This is a genomic window from Mycobacterium gallinarum (assembly GCF_010726765.1).
Lineage (GTDB): Bacteria > Actinomycetota > Actinomycetes > Mycobacteriales > Mycobacteriaceae > Mycobacterium > Mycobacterium gallinarum.
Map to the genome: position 1 here is coordinate 5,655,344 of NZ_AP022601.1, position 17,370 is coordinate 5,672,713.

Consider the following 17,370-nt stretch of genomic DNA (forward strand, 5'->3'; position numbering starts at 1 on the left):
CTTGCCATGAAGCGCAAGGGCACTCACTCGCAACAGATCACCCCGGCCTACACCTGCCGGATGGAGATGGCGCCCATCCCGTCGTTGCGCTTACCAGACGAAGCGATGGAGCCTGACGCCGCATACCGATTCATCCACGACGAGCTCATGCTCGACGGCAGCTCGCGGCTGAACCTCGCGACGTTCGTCACGACCTGGATGGATCCGCAGGCCGAACGCCTGATGGCCGAGACGTTCGACAAGAACATGATCGACAAGGACGAGTACCCCGCGACGGCCGCCATCGAGCAGCGGTGCGTGTGCATGGTGGCCGACCTTTTCCATGCCGAGAACCTGCGCGATGACGACCCGAACAGTGCCGTCGGCGTTTCCACGATCGGCTCCAGCGAGGCCGTGATGCTCGCGGGGCTGGCGATGAAGTGGCGGTGGCGCGAGAAGGTGGGGAAGGACTGGAAGGGCCGGACCCCGAATCTGGTGATGGGCGCCAACGTTCAGGTGGTGTGGGAGAAGTTCTGCCGCTACTTCGACGTCGAACCGCGGTATCTCCCGATGTCCGAGGACCGCTACGTGATCACTCCCGAGCAGGTGTTGGAGAACATCGACGAGGACACCATCGGCGTGGTGGCCATTCTCGGCACCACATACACCGGAGAACTCGAGCCGATCGGCGAGATCTGCGCCGCACTGGACAAGGTGGCCGCCGACGGCGGAGTCGACGTTCCTGTGCATGTCGACGCGGCCAGCGGCGGCTTCGTCGTGCCGTTCGTGCATCCCCACCTGGAATGGGACTTCCGGCTCCCTCGGGTCGTCTCCATCAACGTCAGCGGCCACAAGTACGGGCTGACCTACCCCGGCATCGGGTTCGTGGTCTGGCGCAGCGCGGAGTACCTGCCCGAGGACCTGGTGTTCCGGGTGAACTACCTCGGCGGCGACATGCCGACGTTCACGCTCAACTTCTCTCGGCCGGGCAACCAGGTCGTCGGCCAGTACTACAACTTCCTACGGCTCGGCCGCGGCGGATACGCCAAAGTGATGCATTGCCTGTCGTCGACCGCGCGTTGGCTCGGCGACCAGCTCAAGGAGAGCGAGCATTTCGACGTCGTCGCCGACGGCTCGGCGATCCCGGTGGTCAGCTTCCGGCTGAAGGGCGATTTCGGCTACACCGAGTTCGACGTGTCGCATGCTCTGCGTTCCTACGGCTGGCAGGTACCGGCGTACACGATGCCGGAGGGCGCCGAGGACATCACCATGTTGCGGATCGTGGTTCGCGAGGGGTTCTCCGCCGATCTGGCCAGGGCGTTGTATGACGACACCAAGACGGTGTTGTCGCACCTCGATGCGTTGAAGCCGCAAGGTCACTTCGACAGTCTGGAACCGTTCGCCCACTAGTGTGTGCCAAAACACCCGGGTGGGGTCGCGGACGAAACCCTAGGTCAGCCCGCCTCGCCTGGCTGTCGTACGCGTGAGACCCAGCTGCGTGCGGCAATCGGCGGTCGCTGTCTGGGAGAATCGGTCAGGGTGACATGACCATGCAAACGACCAGAACGACGCACGTGGCTCCCGAGGCGGTCATCGACCTCGACGCCGTGGCACACAACGTGGGTGTGCTGCGCGACCGTGCGGGTCTGGCGCAGGTGATGGCCGTCGTCAAGGCCGACGGGTACGGCCACGGTGCGACACAGACCGGCCGGGCGGCCCTGGCCGCAGGTGCTTCGGAACTGGGTGTCGCCACCGTCGAGGAGGCGATCAGACTCCGCCGCGACGGCATCACCGCTCCGGTGCTGGCGTGGCTGCACCCGCCGGGAACCGACTTCGGTCCCGCGCTCGAAGCCGACGTGCAGATCGCCGTGTCGTCGCTGCGCCAGCTCGGCGAGCTGCGTGAGGCAGCCGAGCGGACGGGCCGTAGCGCGAAGGTCACCGTCAAGGTCGACACCGGACTGAACCGCAACGGTGCCGGCCCTGATGAGTACTCGGCGATGCTTCCGGCACTCAAGCGCATGCTCGCCGAAGACGCGTTGACGTTGCGCGGCCTGATGTCGCATCTGGTGCACGGTGACGTTCCCGACCACCCGCTCAACGACATTCAGGCGGGCCGGCTGAAGGACATGGTCGATCAAGCCCGCAGTGCGGGTTTGCGGTACGAAGTCGTGCACCTGAGCAATTCACCGTCGGCGCTGACGCGGCCGGATCTTGGGTTCGACATGGTGCGGCCCGGTATCGCGGTGTACGGACAGACGCCGATTCCCGAGCGTGGCGACATGGGGCTGATCCCCGCGATGACGCTGAAATGCCCTGTGGCACTGCTGCGTAAAGTGCAGGCCGGCGAGGGAGTGTCATACGGGCACACGTGGATCGCCGAACGTGACACGACGCTGGCGCTGCTTCCCATCGGCTACGCCGACGGCGTCTTCCGCAACCTCAGCGGCCGCATCGACGTGTTGATCAACGGCAGGCTGCGCCGCAGCGTCGGGCGCGTCTGCATGGACCAACTCGTGGTCGACGTGGGTGTCGACGGCGATGTGTCCGAGGGCGACGACGCGATTCTGTTCGGCCCCGGGTCCGACGGTGAGCCCACCGCGCAGGACTGGGCCGACCTGCTCGGCACCATCAACTATGAGGTCGTCACGAGTCCCCGCGGCCGAGTCGTGCGCTCCTACCGTGGAATTCGACGTTGAGCGATCAGGGAGCGCGCTGGCTGGCGGGTGCCGCGGGCGTGACCGCGGTCGGCACCGCCACCGCCGTGTCGGTCGCCAGGTCCTTACGCCGACGCGTCAGCACCGACGATCCGTACGAATTCGAGGATTTCGGCCTCCTCGACGCTGACCGCAGCGTAGTCGTCACGACTCCGGACGGTGTCGACCTGGCTGTCCGTGAGGTGGGGGATCCCGACGCTCCGCTGACGGTTGTGTTCGCGCATGGCTTCTGTCTCCGCATGGGCGCCTTTCACTTTCAGCGTGCCCGCTTGACCGATGAGTGGGGCTCGCAAGTCCGGATGGTGTTCTACGACCAGCGTGGACACGGCCAATCCGGGCAGGCGCCACCGGAGACCTACAACGTGGCGCAATTGGGCAGGGACCTGGAGACGGTGCTAGCCGTGATGGCGCCGCGCGGACCCGTTGTGCTCGTCGGCCATTCGATGGGTGGTATGACGGTCCTGTCGCACGCCCGGCAGTTCCCGCAGCGGTACCCCACCCGCGTAGTCGGCGCAGCGCTCATCGCATCGGCGGCCGAAGGGGTTTCACGCTCGCCGCTGGGCGAGATTCTGAAGAATCCGGCCCTGGAGGCGGTGCGCTTCGCAGTCCGGTACGCGCCCAAAACGGTGCACCGCACCCGCGGCGCCGCCAAGTCGGTGATCGCTCCCATCCTGCGCGCGGCCTCGTACGGCGATCTGAAGGTCAGCCGCAGCGTCGTCGAATTCTCCGAGAAGATGATGCACGACACCCCGATCGAGACGCTGGTCGAATTCCTGCACGCGCTCGAAGTACACGACGAAACCGAAGGGCTGGCCACCCTCGCGAAGGTGCCCACACTGATCGCGTGCGGTGACGAGGACCTGCTCACCCCGATGGACTACTCCCAGGACATGGCTGACGCCCTGCCCAAATCCGAACTCGTGATCGTCGAGGGCGCAGGCCATCTCGTCGAGCTCGAACAGCCAGAGATCATCGACGACGCGCTCGTCCGGCTGGTGGAACGCGCCACTCCCTCCAAGCTCGTCGCCCTCACGCGCCGCGTCCGGGACCGAGTTCGCCACCATGGCTGACCGCGCCGCCGGGACGGCGGAGCTTCCGACCGCCGAAGACACCATCGCCCTCGGTGCGCGGCTGGGAAGTGAACTGCGCGCCGGTGACGTCGTGGTGCTGTCCGGCCCGTTGGGTGCGGGAAAGACCGTGTTGGCCAAGGGTATTGCGCAGGCGATGGATGTCGACGGTCCGGTCGTGTCACCGACGTTCGTGTTGGCCCGTGTGCACCGGGCGCGTCGCGCCGACGCCCCCGCGATGATTCACGTCGACCTGTACCGGCTGCTCGACGACAACGCGGTCGACCTGCTCGCCGAACTCGACTCGCTGGACCTCGACACCGATCTCGAGGATGCGGTCGTCGTCGTGGAGTGGGGAGAAGGACTGGCCGAACGGCTGTCCGACAGCCATCTGGACATCCGTCTCGAACGCGGCACCGACACCGAAGTGCGCACAGCGATGTGGCAGTGGAGCACGCCGTGAGCAGCCTGATCCTGGCGATCGACACCGCGACGCCCGCGGTCACCGCCGGGGTGGTCCGCCGGGACGGCGACACGATCGAGGTGCTGGCGCAGCGGGTCACAGTCGACGCCCGTGCGCACGCCGAGCAGCTGACCCCCAATGCGGTCGGCGCACTCGCCGACGCCGGGGTCGGCGTCGAGGATCTCGCGGCGGTCGTCGTCGGCTGTGGCCCCGGACCGTTCACCGGCCTGCGGGTCGGCATGGCCACCGCCGCGGCGTTCGGGCATGCGCTGGGTGTCCCGGTACACGGCGTGTGCAGCCTGGACGCGATCGCCATCGTGGGCGGTGGCAATCTGCTGGTGGTCACCGACGCGCGCAGGCGCGAGGTGTACTGGGCGCGCTACCGCGACGGGGTGCGCGTCGAGGGTCCAGCCGTCGCCGCGCCTGCCGACGTGCCCGGCGCGGAAGAGGCGCTCGCACAACCGCCCCGGCATCCCACCGCCGAGGGTCTGGTGCGCGCGGTCGCCGATTGGACGTCGCCGCCGGCGCCCCTGGTGCCGCTGTATCTGCGTCGCCCCGACGCGAAGACGTTGGCCGAGCGGGCGGCCCGATGACCGTCGTCTACGGAAAGCTGAAGCCCTCGGACGCCGCGCGGTGCGCCGAGCTGGAGTCCCTGCTGTTCGAGGGGGACGACCCGTGGCCGGAGCGGGCGTTTCTTGCCGAACTCAAGGCCAAGCACATCCACTACATCGCCGCACGCACGAAGGAAGAGACGGAAGACAAGCTGATCGGCTACGCCGGGATCGCGCGGCTGGGCCGAGTGCGCCCCTACGAGTACGAGATTCACACCATCGGCGTCGATCCGGCGTACCAGGGTCGGGGCATCGGACGGCGGCTGGTGACTGAAATCCTCGAATTAGCCTCCGGCAGCGTGGTTTTCCTCGAGGTACGTACCGACAATGTGCCCGCGATCAAACTTTATGAGAGCTTCGGCTTCGTCAACGTCGGTCTGCGTCGGCGCTATTACCGCGCCAGCGGTGCGGACGCCTATACGATGAAGCGCCTTCCCCAAGGGAGCCCATCATGACGATCATCCTGGCCATCGAGAGCTCCTGTGACGAAACCGGCGTGGGCGTCGCCGAACTCGGTGCGGATGGCACCGTGACGCTGCTCGCCGACGAGGTTGCCTCCAGCGTCGACGAGCACGCCCGCTTCGGCGGCGTGGTGCCCGAGATCGCGTCGCGTGCGCACCTGGAGGCGCTGGGACCGACGATGCGCCGTGCCCTGGAAACGGCCGGAGTGGCGAAGCCGGACATCGTCGCGGCGACCATCGGACCGGGTCTCGCCGGTGCATTGTTGGTGGGAGTGGCTGCGGCCAAGGCGTATTCGGCCGCATGGCAGGTGCCGTTCTACGCCGTCAACCATCTCGGGGGCCATCTGGCCGCCGATGTCTTCGACCACGGCCCGCTACCCGAGAGCGTGGGCCTGCTGGTGTCCGGCGGACACACCAACCTGTTGCACGTGCGCTCGCTGGGCGAACCGATCGTCGAGCTCGGCAGCACCGTCGACGACGCCGCGGGGGAGGCCTACGACAAGGTGGCGCGTCTGCTCGGGCTCGGGTACCCCGGCGGGAAGGTGCTCGACGATCTCGCCAGGACCGGGGACCGTAACGCGATCGCCTTTCCCCGCGGCATGACCGGACCGCGCGACGATCGGTTCGCGTTCAGCTTCTCCGGGCTCAAGACCGCCGTCGCCCGGTATGTCGAGAGCCACCCGGATGCTTCGCAAGCCGACGTCGCGGCCGGTTTCCAGGAAGCCGTGGCAGACGTGCTGACGCTGAGAGCAATCCGCGCCGCAAAGGAACTCGGCGTGTCGACATTGCTGATTGCCGGTGGGGTGGCGGCCAATTCGCGGCTGCGTGAGCTTGCCGAGCAGCGCTGCGCCGAAAACGATCTGACACTGCGCATCCCGCGGCAACGGTTCTGCACCGACAACGGTGCGATGATCGCATCGTTTGCGGCTCATCTGATCGCCGCGGGTGCGGCGCCGTCGCCGTTGGACGCGGCAAGCGATCCCGGTCTTCCGGTGGTGAAGGGACAGGTGGCGTGAGCGACAAGTTGGACATCACCGAGTTGCTCTACCGCTACGCCGAATTCATCGACGCGGGCGACTTCGACGGCGTCGGAGCGCTGCTGTCGAAGGCCTCGTTCGGCGGCACCGGACCCCAGGGAGTCTCCGGTGCGGACAACATCGCCAAGCTGTTCGCGGCCACCACCCGGCGTTATCCCGACCATGGCAACACGCCCCGGACACGTCACCTCGTGCTGAATCCGATCATCGACCTCGCCGACAACACGGCGACCGCGCGCTCCACGTTCTGCGTTGTCCAAGACACCGAGTCCGTGCCGATCCAGCCGATCGTCGTGGGGCGGTACTTCGACACGTTCGGCCGTGACGCCGACGGCTGGCATTTCACCGAGCGCAAGGTGGAGATCCAAATGCTCGGCAATGTGTCTGATCACTTAATGGTCGATCCGACCAAGTTCTGAGCGTCGCTGCGGCAGACTGCGTGGGCGTGCACTACGACCTGCGCCTGCGACCCGAACAGCCGCCGACTCCGGCGCCGGATGCGTTCACCATCCACCACCGAGAGGTCGCGCCGAGCGAGGGCCGCGACGGGTTGTCCCTTGCCTTCGTCCAGGAGGGGAGCGGTGGCTATCCGCTGCTCCTCCTGCACGGCTACCCCGAGACGAAGCGCATCTGGTGGCGCAATATCGGTCCGCTTGCCGAGGCCGGCTACGAGGTGATCGTCCCCGACCTGCGTGGCTTCGGCGATTCAGACCTGTCGTCAGAGGATGTGTACGACCTGGCGGCGTGGAGCCGGGACCTGTACCTGCTGGTGCACGATGTGCTTGGCCATGAGCGATGTGGCGTGGTCGGTGGCGACCTCGGCGGCGCCATCGCGTGCGATCTTCTCCACCGCTATCCGGGATTCGTGGAGAAGTTCGTGTTCTTCGACTCCGTGCCGCCGTTCCTGTTCAAAGAGTTCGAGGCGGCCGGAATAGACGTGGCGTCCATCCGCGGCATAGCCGATGGTCCGACGGCCGACTACCGCTACCGGCAGGGCGTGACACCCGATGACCTGGCGGCAGATCTTGATACCCCGGCCAAGCGCCGGCGCTACATCTCCGAGTTCTATGGACATCGGTTGTGGGCCTCACCAGGCACGTTCACCGCAGCCGATGCGGATTTCATGGCCGAACCGTTCTCGACCGAAGAGCGGCTTCGCGCAAGCTGGGCGTGCTATCAGCTCATGCACGGACGGAAGATGAGCGAGCCGCCGATCCTCGATCGCAAGGTCGACGTGCCCACCCTGATCCTCTACGGCATGGACGACCAGGTGATCGGTCCCGATTTCCTGCACACGTGCGAGGTGGCCTTCACCGACCGAGCGGGTCCGATTGTGGTGCCGGGCGCGGGCCACTTCCTGCAGTGGGAGCGCGCCGACCTGTTCAACCCGCTGGTCACTGCCTTCTTCGGGGACCTGCGTGTTCGCTTTACGAGATAGGCATAGGCCGATCTTGAGTGCTAGCACTCTCATGTATAGAGTGCTAGGTGGCAGACGCGCCCAAACCCTGCGCCGGCACCCGCGACGACGGAGCGAGGCACGGACGTTATGCCGAACACCTGGTAATTGAGACCCCGGGATCCCCCGGGGTCGACAACCCGAAATTAGTGGAGGGCTCCATCGTGGCGAGCGTGAACATCAAGCCACTCGAGGACAAGATCCTCGTACAGGCCAACGAGGCCGAGACCACGACCGCTTCCGGTCTGGTCATCCCCGACACCGCCAAAGAGAAGCCCCAGGAGGGCACCGTCGTCGCAGTTGGCCCCGGCCGCTGGGACGAGGACGGCGAGAAGCGCATCCCCCTGGACGTTTCCGAAGGCGACACCGTCATCTACAGCAAGTACGGCGGCACCGAGATCAAGTACAACGGCGAGGAGTACCTGATTCTCTCCGCTCGCGACGTGCTGGCTGTCGTCAACAAGTAAGCACCCGTGTCCCGCCCCGGAGCTTCCCGTATAGACGGGTGAGTTCCGGGGCGGCACTCGTTTCGAGTCGTTTCGAGTCAGTTTCAGTCAGTAAGGACATTCATGAGCAAGCAGATCGAGTTCAACGAAACTGCGCGCCGGGCAATGGAAGCCGGGGTCGACAAGCTCGCCGACGCCGTGCGGATCACGCTGGGGCCGCGCGGTCGCCACGTGGTGCTGGCCAAGGCGTACGGCGGTCCGGTGGTGACCAACGACGGCGTCACCATCGCTCGCGAGATCGAGCTGGAAGACCCGTTCGAGAACCTCGGCGCCCAGCTGGTCAAGTCGGTCGCCACCAAGACCAACGACGTGGCAGGTGACGGCACGACCACCGCGACGGTGCTCGCACAGGCCATCATCAAGGCCGGCCTGCGCAACGTGGCCGCGGGTGCCAACCCGATCGCATTGGGCCTCGGCATCAGCAAGGCCGCCGATGCGGTCTGCGAGGCGCTGCTCGCGGCCGCGACGCCGGTCAGCGACAAGAAGGCCATCGCCCAGGTCGCCACGGTGTCCTCCCGCGATGAGCAGGTCGGTGAGCTGGTGGGCGAGGCCATGACCACGGTCGGCGTCGATGGTGTGGTGACGGTCGAGGAGTCCTCGACGTTGAACACCGAGCTCGAGGTCACCGAGGGCGTCGGCTTCGACAAGGGTTACATCTCCGCGTACTTCATCACCGACTTCGATGCACAGGAAGCCGTGCTCGAGGACGCGTTGGTGCTGCTGCACCGCGAGAAGATCAGCTCGCTGCCTGATCTGCTTCCGCTGCTGGAGAAGGTCGCCGAGTCGGGCAAGCCGCTGCTGATCGTCGCCGAGGACGTCGAGGGTGAACCCCTTTCGACGTTGGTGGTCAACGCGATTCGCAAGACGCTGAAGGCCGTTGCCGTCAAGGCGCCGTTCTTCGGCGACCGCCGAAAGGCGTTCCTCGAGGATCTGGCGATCGTCACCGGCGGACAGGTCGTCAACCCCGACGTCGGTCTGGCGCTGCGCGAGGTCGGCCTGGAGGTGCTGGGTACCGCACGCCGGGTCGTCGTCGACAAGGACAGCACCGTCATCGTCGACGGCGGTGGCACGGCGGAAGCCATCGATGGTCGCAAGGCGCAGTTGCGCTCGGAGATCGAGGCATCCGATTCCGACTGGGATCGCGAGAAGCTCGAAGAGCGTCTGGCCAAGCTGTCCGGTGGCGTCGCCGTCATCCGGGTCGGCGCGGCCACCGAGACCGACCTGAAGAAGCGCAAGGAAGCGGTCGAGGACGCGGTGTCGGCAGCCAAGGCGGCCGTCGAGGAGGGCATCGTCGCCGGTGGCGGCGCGGCGCTCGTCCAGGCCGGTTCGGTGCTCGGCCCGCTGCGCGAGTCGCTCTCCGGTGACGAGGCGCTGGGCGTAGGCGTCTTCGCCTCCGCGTTGACGGCGCCGCTGTACTGGATCGCGACCAACGCCGGGCTCGACGGCTCGGTCGTGGTGAACAAGGTGTCCGAACTGCCCGCCGGGCAGGGCTTCAACGCGGCGACGCTCGCATACGGCGATCTGGCTGCAGACGGCGTCGTGGACCCGGTCAAGGTCACCCGGTCAGCGGTGCAGAACGCAGCGTCGGTTGCGCGAATGGTGCTGACGACCGAGACGGCGATCGTCGAGAAGCCGGCCGAGTCGGAGGACGACGGCCATGGCCACGGCCACGGTCATCACCATCACTAGCTAGTTCTCTACAGACACCCCCGGTCCTGATGGGCCGGGGGTGTTTGCTATGCAACGCCCAGATTGTTACTGAGCCGGGCTGGGCCCGACCAAGAATCTTCGTCGGCGACGCTTGGGCAGCGACCTAGGTCGTGTGGCTTGCAAATGCGCAAGTTCGGCATCATTGCCAGCCGAAACGAGATAAGTTTGCCCCGCTGGAACAAAGCCGTAGTCGGTGGCGGGGCGAGCCGGGGGTAGGGGTTCGGGTTGCTTCGCAATTCGAGAAGAGAGACAAGAGATGAACAGGATGTTGAAGAAACTCACGATCAGCATCGTGATGGCGGCTCTCGCCCTGATTGGGCTGACCGCCGCCCCGGCCAACGCACAAGACCGCCACGTCGAAGTCATCAACGAAACGCAGCACGCGATCGTGCAGTTCTTCGCCTCGAACGTCGACCGAGGCACCTGGGAGGAGGACATTCTCGGCGAGGACGTCCTGCCGGTCGGCCAGTCGGTGAACATCAACATCGATGACGGCAGCGGGGCGTGCCTATACGACTTCAAGGCCGTGTTCGAGGACGGCGAGGAGCTGGTGCGCACCGGCATAGACGTATGCACCACAACGACATATACCTACACGGAAGGCTGAGATAGGCGTTCACGCAGGTCTTTTGGTTACTGCTCCTGCCGATTGAGCCCCCCTACCGGGGTGTGGGCTGAACGGAGACGAGCCGGTACGAACCCGGCTGGGCGTCGTCGCCAGTGAAGCGGACCACCAGGACATCTGGCGGGAACTGGCTGGCCAGGTCATTCAGTGTCCTGGGCAGGAACGCCTGGGCCTTGGCATTGCCGTACCAGTTCGGGTTGGACGGATCGACGCTGAGGGCGTTCACGCTGTCGATCGTCTCGTCCCAGCGTTGTATCGGGTGCGGCCGGGCGTCGCCGAAGCCCACCGACGTCAGGTAGGCATCTCCTTGTCCCGCAACGGTAATCGCAGTTCCGCCTCCGACGGGTGTGCCGGTGATCGTCCCATTGACGGCATCGGCCGTCACCGATGTCATCCGCACGGTGCACACGTCGTCGACGACGCTCGGCGGCACACAGAAACCGGGCAGCGGGTCAGCGTGGGCCGGGGCGATGTTCAGGGCGGCAGACAATGCCAAGAGCGACATGGCCGCGCCGATCCTTTCAGGCGTCACAGGAATGTATTCGGTGCGCTGACCTGAAGAGTTACGCTGCCGAGGTGATCAGGCGGTACGCGCTGGCCGGACTTGTCGCCACACTGGCTGCGGTCGCGTTCGTGTCGCGTGCGAGTGCCGCCCCGCTGGACCCGATCCCGGGCAACGGCTTCTTTCTCGTCGGTCCTGATATCGCGCCGGGTCTTTACCAAACCGCCGGTTCGGCCTCGACGTTTGGCGTATGGATCAACGACGTGCCGACCGTGGACTCGATGTGCGCGTGGTTCGCGTACAGCACGCCCGACACCAACAAAGACCACGTGGTCGCCACGAACATGTCGATCGGTCCGATGTTCGCGAATGTCAACGCCGAAGTGAAGGCCTTCGAATCGCGGAACTGCCAACCCTGGACCCGGGTGCCCTGAAAGTGAATGACAAACCGGTAGCCGGGGTATCCCGGCCCAATGGCGGAGCATGAAGGCGGCCAATGGAACGTCGCCACGAAGAAGAACACGGTCTATCTCGAGCGGGTATCCGAGGACGGCGAGCGGCTCATCGACGACTCGTTGGCGCCGGAGGAGGCCCGTCAACTGGCGAGGCTGCTGACGAAACATGCCGACGGCATCAGCGAATCGGGTGCAGACACCACGGACGACGACGACACCAAGGACGAGTCTGATGAAGGCTCGGAGGAGGATGACGGCTCTGAGGAGGATGACGACTCGGGCGATGACGACTCGGATGATGACGACAAGTCCGAGGACTCTGACGAGTCGAAAGACTAGTCCCAGCTTCATATCTCGACCCTGAACTGATGCGAGCGATCATCGCGCGCGACCGCGCTGCCGGGGTGCACGGCCTAGCGCTGGGGGAGATGCCGTACCCGCACGCCGCGGAGAACGATGTCGTCGTCCGAGTGCACGCGGCGGGGTTCACACCGGGCGAGCTCGACTGGCCGGGCACCTGGACCGACCGGGCCGGACGTGACAGGGCACCGACCATCCCCGGGCACGAGGTCTCCGGGGTCGTCGCCGAACTCGGCTACGGGACGACGGGTTTGACGGTCGGCCAACGAGTCTTCGGGATCACCGACTGGTGCCGAAATGGCACGCTGGCCGAATTCGTGGCAGTCGAGGCTCGCAATCTTGCGCCGCTGTCGTCGGGAGTCGACCACACCGTGGCTGCGGCACTGCCGATTTCGGGCCTCACCGCGTGGCAGGGACTGTTCCTTCACGGGCGGCTCTGCGCCGGGCAGACGGTGCTGATTCACGGCGCTGCCGGCGGTGTCGGTTCGATGGCGGTACAACTCGCGCTCGAGGCGGGGGCGCGGGTCATCGGTACGGGACGCGCGGCCGATCGTGACGTGGCGCTGGGACTAGGCGCAGAAGTTTTCGCGGACCTGGATGAAGGTCGGCTTGAAGACGTCGGCGCAGTGGACATGGTGTTCGACGTGATCGGTGGTGAGATCCTCCGCCGCTCGGCTGCGTTGGTCCGACCTGACGGTGCACTCGTCAGCATCGCCGAACCGCCGCCCAGCCCGCCCGACAATGTTCGCGCCATATTCTTCGTCGTCGAGCCCGATCGTGCGGCACTCGCCGAATTGGAGCTCAGGCTGCGGGACGGGCGGATCGCGCCACGCGTCGCGACGATACGACCCCTCGACGATGCCGCCGCCGCGTTCGATCCGACGCGTCGTGGCCGGGGTAAGACCATCATCCGCGTGATTGACGTTTGACCTCGTTGACTGCCTATCCAACCAGCGAAAATGGTCGAACTTCACAGCTAATGGCATGGTGGCTGCCATGAGCAGCACTTCCTGCAAGTTGTACCGCAAATGGTTGACGGTGGCGATCACCGGAATCGCGACTCTCGCGCTGTTGACGGCATGTGCCGGATCGGGTCCGTCGCGCCAGGAGAATGACGCGCCCGCGTCCAAGTTCACCACCGATGGCGCCGCCGCAGGCGCACCGGAGGCCCCACCGCCGCAGGAGCCCATGCCGGTGGACGACGTCCAGCGCGACGTCGTCAAGACCGCATCGATGACCATCACGGTGGCCAACACCTCCGAGGCCGCGGACAAGGCGGCCGTCATGGTCGAGGACGCCGACGGCCGCGTCGACAGCCGCAGCGAGGACGCGGGGTCCGACTCGGGATTGGCGCGCACGTCGGTCGTGCTGCGCGTTCCAGTGGACAAGCTCGACGGCGTGGTGCGCGAGCTCAAGATGCTGGGCACCGTGCAGACCGCCGAAACCAGCTCCGAGGATGTGACGGCGCAGCGGGTCGATCTCGACGCCCGCATCAAGGCGCTGCAGACTTCGGTGGACCGCCTGCTGGCGATCATGCGCGACGCCCGCGACCCCGAAGCACTCATCGCCGCCGAGGACGCGCTCTCTCAGCGTCAAGCGGACTTGGACAGCCTGCGCGCACAGCGTGAAGCCCTAGGCGACCGCATCGAATACAGCACCGTCAATGTCACCTTCGTGGCAGAAACAATCGGCGGCCCGGCACCCAAGCAGTATCAGGGATTTCTGGGCCAGGTCGAACGAGGTTGGGACGCACTGGTTTCCGTAGCAGCAAACCTCGTGCTGCTGTTCGGTCTCATGCTGCCGTGGCTGCTCGTGGTGGCCGCCGTCGTTGCTCTCTGCTACGGCGTCATCCGCGCGGCCGGTGCCCGTCAGCCCAAGCCGGTGGCCGCGACCAAGCCCGCCGGTGAGTCAGACGTGGACGTCGCGAAGCCCGACACCGAACCGGACGCCTGAGCAGCCGACGGAAAAGGTCCCACCCGGGACGCCGGATGGGACCTTCTCGATTGCGTTCGTGACTATGAGGCGCGGCGGATACCCCGCTTCAGCAACAATTCGCGCTCGGACTCGGACAGGCCGCCCCAGATACCGTAGGGCTCACCCACCGCCAGCGCGTGCGAGCGACACTGCGTGATCACCGGGCAGCTGCGGCACATCTCCTTGGCGCGCATTTCGCGCTGCGCGCGCGCCCGCCCGCGTTCGCCGTCGGGGTGAAAGAACATGGACGAGTCGACGCCTCGGCAAAGGCCGGCGATCTGCCAATCCCAGATATCTGCGTTGGGTCCGGGAAGCTGTTGCGGCTGTGGCATTGGAAAACCCCTCTCTACACACCCATTTCGCCAACTACACAAGTGCGTGAGTTACGGAACCGATCCGAGCGCAAGTCGCCGATGACTACTCGTGCACACAAACTAGGGGGGCTCACGAAATTCCGTCAATAGCCTGAACATGTGCTAATTGACATAACGGCAGGTCCAGAATTTACGTCACGTTCATCTTGGGATACTTCGCCGTCGAGATCGGTGTTTAAGCAAACGTGATGCGGGGGCCGGGGAGGCCTATTTGTCCTGATCGCGTCGATACATGCGATTTCGGCAATTTTTCGCAACCCTGCGCCGTCTTACATGGAATTAACTTTGGCAGCACCAACTGTTAACCAAAGTGATTTTGACCCCTTTGAAAAACGAGTCCGCCGGTACCGGGTATTGCACTGGCCCATTGGTACGCGTTGATAGCGTCGCGGCACTGATGATCACTTCCACCGCAGACCTGGCGAACGCGGCGTTCGGGGACGATCCGGGACGCTGGCCGCTGCCCCCCGCGACCACTCCGCAGCAGCTATGGCTGCGGGCGGTGGTGGCCGGCGGTCAGGGCCGATACAGCAGCGCGTTGGCCGACCTCTCCTTGTTGCGACGTCAGCAGCCCGGCCCGCTGGTATCGCTGGCCCACAGCACCCGCGCGTCGTTTCTGCGCCAGCTCGGCTGGCACGACCGGGCTCGCACCTGGGACGGCAGGGCGTCCGCACTTGCGGGTGCCGATCGGGAAGCGGGCGGCGACGCGCTGATCGGGCTGGCCGCCGATGCGCTCGGCACGGGACGGTTTGCGGCGTCGGAGCGGGCGTTGCTCCGCGCCGCCGACCTTCTCGACGGCCCGGTACCTGCGCGGCTGCATGTGCGGATCGCCTGGGTGTCCGCGGAGTTGGCGATGGCCCGCGGACAGGGTTCGTCCGCGGTGCATCACGCGGACGCGGCCAGGGCGGCCGCCGCCACGCTCGGTTCGGTACGGCACACCGTCAAAACCGAGGTTGTCATGGCCGCCGCGCTGTGCTGCGTCGGTGACCTCGACGGCTCGCGGCGGGTGGCCGATGCCGCGCTCGAGGTCACGGAACAACACGGAATGGTCCCGCTGCGCTGGGCGTTGGCCTCCTTGCTGGCCGGTATCGGTAGCGGGGTGCGCTCAGAGGTAGAGGTGGCGTCGATCCGCGACGGTTCCGCCGACACAGTCAGGTCACGGGGCGGCGTGTGGGCCGTCCGCTGAGACGGGAGCACTCCATCCTGAAAGTTATTGTTTAGCTGAGCCAAGCCCACCGGTAAGTGTCCGCTACGTAACGCTGGAGAGATCGCCCACGATGACAATTTCGGGAGAACGTCTCGATGATGTCGTCGCTGAGGCTGTAGCGGGCAATCGGGACGCACTCCGGAGGGTGCTGGAGACCATTCGTCCCATCGTCATCCGGTACGTCCGGGCGAGGGTGGGGTCGACTGAGCGAAGTGGCCTCTCAGCTGATGACGTCGCGCAGGAGGTGTGCTTGGCCGCCATAACGGCGCTGCCGCGCTACAAGGATCAGGGACGACCGTTCCTGGCCTTTGTGTACGGCATTGCAGCGCACAAGGTCGCTGACGCTCATCGCGCAGCGGGCAGGAATCGCTCCGACCCGACGGAAGTCGTGCCGGAACGGTTCTCGCTGGACGCCGGCCCCGAGCAGATGGCGCTGGATTCCGAGGCATCGGCCCGGATGAAGAAGCTGCTGGCGATATTGCCTGAGAAGCAACGCGAAATTCTGATCCTGCGCGTGGTCGTCGGCATGAGCGCCGAAGAAACCGCCGAGGCGGTCGGAAGTACTGCGGGCGCGGTCCGAGTCGCCCAGCACCGCGCACTGGCACGGCTGAAGGAAGAGATCATCTCGACGGGGCACGACCATGCCTGACTTCGGACGCTGGACTTCCAACGGGGGCGATCCGTCGCTCAACGAGATCAACCGCACTGACCAGTTGCTCGACGCGCTCGCGTATCAGCAGCCGGCGTATGCAAGCGATCGCGGAGACGCTGAGCTGATCAGCCTGCTGTCCGGTTGGCGCGACGACATTCGTGATGCGCCGATGACGGTGCCGGTGACGCCCCGCGACGCGGTGATCGCACTCGACACCGCCCAGCGCACACGCAAGCGGTCCCGCCGGACGCTGGCCCTGGTCGGGTCGACCGCCGCGGCGGTGCTGTGTCTCGGTGGCTTCGCCAGCGTCGTGGCGGGCGCGGGACCGGGCGACTCGCTCTACGGTCTACGCACGATGATCTTCGGCGAGGCGCCGGCTCCGCGGGATGACGCCGTGATGCTTGCCTCGCAGCAACTCGCCGAGGTGCAGCAGCTCGTCGACCAGGGACAGTGGCAACAGGCTCAGGACAAACTGGAGACACTCACCACCACCGTTGCGACGGTCAATGACGATGTCGCCAAGCAGGAGTTGGTTTCCGAGTGGCAACAGCTGACGGTGAAGGTCGAGGCGCAGGATCCCGCCGCGGTGCTGCCGCCCGACATGCCGCCGCCGGTCTTCCCGGACGTGGTTGTCCTGGACACCCCGACGTCGTCGGACAGCACCTCGTCGGAGACCACCCCGCCGTCGGAAACGACGCCGGCAACTTCTCCTTCGTCGGAGACGTCGCCGACCAGTCCGACGTCGCCGACCAGTCCGACGTCGCCGACCAGTCCGACGTCGTCCCAGACGCCACCGACCAGTCCGCCGGTGCAGGTGCCGCCCCCATCGTCGGTGCCTGCAACGGCGGGGCCGACGTCGTTGCCGCCCAGCACGCCGCCGCCATCGGCCGCGCCTGAGGAAGAGCCGCCTCCGAGTTCGCCGACTGCGACACCTACGACGACGACCACCGTTGCAGTGACCACGAGGACCCAGCAGCCTGCTGCGCCGTCATCGACTGTCTCTGAGGCCGCCGAGGAGGCGCCGCCCGTCGAAGTGCCGCCAGCGACGGTTGAGGCACCTCCTGTGACGGTTGAGGCGCCGCCCGCAACTGTCGAGGAACCTCCGGCGACGGTCGAGGAACCGCCGGTACAACGGCGAGCGCCGGTTACGACGACGTTCGTGGTTCCCGAAGTGGAGTCTGGCTCCGGCGGCGACGGCAGCTAATTAGCGATTGCGC

21 protein-coding genes are annotated in these 17,370 nt (G+C 66.1%); 19 read left to right on the plus strand and 2 right to left on the minus strand.

Annotation, left to right across the window (positions count from 1 at the left end):
• Positions 1–6: 6 nt before the first annotated feature.
• The 12 genes from gad to G6N42_RS28015 all read left to right on the plus strand — a co-directional run bounded on the left by gad (position 7) and on the right by G6N42_RS28015 (position 10,611).
• A complete protein-coding gene (gene gad, locus G6N42_RS27960) occupies positions 7–1,389 on the plus strand; it encodes a glutamate decarboxylase (RefSeq protein ID WP_163735715.1) in 1,383 nt (460 codons plus the stop codon).
• Positions 1,390–1,523: 134 nt separating this feature from the next.
• Positions 1,524–2,675: an alanine racemase gene (gene alr, locus G6N42_RS27965; RefSeq protein ID WP_163735719.1), complete on the plus strand. Its 1,152-nt coding sequence runs from the start codon at positions 1,524–1,526 to the stop codon at positions 2,673–2,675.
• Positions 2,672–3,763 (plus strand): alpha/beta fold hydrolase, encoded by a 1,092-nt coding sequence (locus tag G6N42_RS27970; protein WP_163735722.1) that lies wholly within the window; start codon positions 2,672–2,674, stop codon positions 3,761–3,763. Before alr ends, G6N42_RS27970 begins: the two co-directional genes overlap by 4 nt.
• Entirely contained in the window at positions 3,756–4,223 is a 468-nt protein-coding gene (gene tsaE / locus G6N42_RS27975; protein ID WP_163735725.1) for a tRNA (adenosine(37)-N6)-threonylcarbamoyltransferase complex ATPase subunit type 1 TsaE, read from the plus strand. Before G6N42_RS27970 ends, tsaE begins: the two co-directional genes overlap by 8 nt.
• Positions 4,220–4,816, plus strand: coding sequence for a tRNA (adenosine(37)-N6)-threonylcarbamoyltransferase complex dimerization subunit type 1 TsaB (gene tsaB, locus G6N42_RS27980; protein WP_163735728.1), 597 nt, complete (start codon positions 4,220–4,222; stop codon positions 4,814–4,816). Before tsaE ends, tsaB begins: the two co-directional genes overlap by 4 nt.
• Positions 4,813–5,289 (plus strand): ribosomal protein S18-alanine N-acetyltransferase, encoded by a 477-nt coding sequence (gene rimI, locus G6N42_RS27985; RefSeq protein WP_163735731.1) that lies wholly within the window; start codon positions 4,813–4,815, stop codon positions 5,287–5,289. The genes tsaB and rimI overlap by 4 nt, the downstream gene beginning before the upstream one ends.
• A complete protein-coding gene (tsaD, locus tag G6N42_RS27990) occupies positions 5,286–6,311 on the plus strand; it encodes a tRNA (adenosine(37)-N6)-threonylcarbamoyltransferase complex transferase subunit TsaD (RefSeq protein WP_163735736.1) in 1,026 nt (341 codons plus the stop codon). The genes rimI and tsaD overlap by 4 nt, the downstream gene beginning before the upstream one ends.
• On the plus strand, positions 6,308–6,751 hold the full coding sequence (locus G6N42_RS27995) for a nuclear transport factor 2 family protein (RefSeq protein ID WP_163735739.1): 444 nt from the start codon (positions 6,308–6,310) through the stop codon (positions 6,749–6,751). Before tsaD ends, G6N42_RS27995 begins: the two co-directional genes overlap by 4 nt.
• 26 nt (positions 6,752–6,777) lie before the next feature.
• A complete protein-coding gene (locus G6N42_RS28000; protein WP_163735742.1) occupies positions 6,778–7,770 on the plus strand; it encodes an alpha/beta fold hydrolase in 993 nt (330 codons plus the stop codon).
• 182 nt (positions 7,771–7,952) lie between these two features.
• Entirely contained in the window at positions 7,953–8,255 is a 303-nt protein-coding gene (gene groES, locus G6N42_RS28005; protein ID WP_046754122.1) for a co-chaperone GroES, read from the plus strand.
• A 102-nt stretch (positions 8,256–8,357) separates the two neighbouring features.
• Entirely contained in the window at positions 8,358–9,983 is a 1,626-nt protein-coding gene (gene groL / locus G6N42_RS28010; protein WP_163735746.1) for a chaperonin GroEL, read from the plus strand.
• Between the two features lie 286 nt (positions 9,984–10,269).
• Positions 10,270–10,611: a hypothetical protein gene (locus G6N42_RS28015; protein ID WP_232076393.1), complete on the plus strand. Its 342-nt coding sequence runs from the start codon at positions 10,270–10,272 to the stop codon at positions 10,609–10,611.
• 52 nt (positions 10,612–10,663) lie between these two features.
• Here the strand turns inward: G6N42_RS28015 and G6N42_RS28020 are convergent, their stop codons facing one another.
• Positions 10,664–11,134, minus strand: coding sequence for a hypothetical protein (locus G6N42_RS28020; RefSeq protein ID WP_163735749.1), 471 nt, complete (start codon positions 11,132–11,134; stop codon positions 10,664–10,666).
• A gap of 71 nt (positions 11,135–11,205) precedes the next feature.
• On the opposite strand from G6N42_RS28020, the gene G6N42_RS28025 reads away from it, so the two are divergent.
• The 4 genes from G6N42_RS28025 (at position 11,206) to G6N42_RS28040 (ending at position 13,899) form a co-directional block, all read left to right on the plus strand.
• Positions 11,206–11,565, plus strand: coding sequence for an Rv1352/Rv1906c domain-containing protein (locus G6N42_RS28025; RefSeq protein ID WP_174262180.1), 360 nt, complete (start codon positions 11,206–11,208; stop codon positions 11,563–11,565).
• A gap of 39 nt (positions 11,566–11,604) precedes the next feature.
• Entirely contained in the window at positions 11,605–11,925 is a 321-nt protein-coding gene (locus G6N42_RS28030) for a hypothetical protein (protein ID WP_163735752.1), read from the plus strand.
• A gap of 29 nt (positions 11,926–11,954) precedes the next feature.
• Positions 11,955–12,875 carry an NADP-dependent oxidoreductase gene (locus G6N42_RS28035; RefSeq protein WP_163735755.1) on the plus strand — a complete coding sequence of 307 codons (921 nt, stop codon included), beginning with the start codon at positions 11,955–11,957 and terminating at the stop codon, positions 12,873–12,875.
• Positions 12,876–12,942: 67 nt separating this feature from the next.
• Positions 12,943–13,899 (plus strand): DUF4349 domain-containing protein, encoded by a 957-nt coding sequence (locus G6N42_RS28040; protein ID WP_163735758.1) that lies wholly within the window; start codon positions 12,943–12,945, stop codon positions 13,897–13,899.
• Positions 13,900–13,961: 62 nt separating this feature from the next.
• Here G6N42_RS28040 and G6N42_RS28045 read toward each other — a convergent pair whose 3' ends face one another.
• Positions 13,962–14,252, minus strand: coding sequence for a WhiB family transcriptional regulator (locus G6N42_RS28045; RefSeq protein WP_083124835.1), 291 nt, complete (start codon positions 14,250–14,252; stop codon positions 13,962–13,964).
• A gap of 439 nt (positions 14,253–14,691) precedes the next feature.
• Between G6N42_RS28045 and G6N42_RS28050 the strand changes: the two genes are divergently transcribed.
• The 3 genes from G6N42_RS28050 to G6N42_RS28060 all read left to right on the plus strand — a co-directional run bounded on the left by G6N42_RS28050 (position 14,692) and on the right by G6N42_RS28060 (position 17,357).
• Positions 14,692–15,480, plus strand: coding sequence for a hypothetical protein (locus G6N42_RS28050; RefSeq protein WP_174262181.1), 789 nt, complete (start codon positions 14,692–14,694; stop codon positions 15,478–15,480).
• A 91-nt stretch (positions 15,481–15,571) separates the two neighbouring features.
• The gene (locus G6N42_RS28055; RefSeq protein ID WP_083124837.1) at positions 15,572–16,150 is read left to right on the plus strand and encodes a sigma-70 family RNA polymerase sigma factor; all 579 of its coding nucleotides are present in this window, start codon (positions 15,572–15,574) and stop codon (positions 16,148–16,150) included.
• The gene (locus G6N42_RS28060) at positions 16,143–17,357 is read left to right on the plus strand and encodes an anti-sigma-D factor RsdA (RefSeq protein WP_163735762.1); all 1,215 of its coding nucleotides are present in this window, start codon (positions 16,143–16,145) and stop codon (positions 17,355–17,357) included. The genes G6N42_RS28055 and G6N42_RS28060 overlap by 8 nt, the downstream gene beginning before the upstream one ends.
• The last annotated feature ends 13 nt before the right edge of the window (positions 17,358–17,370 follow it).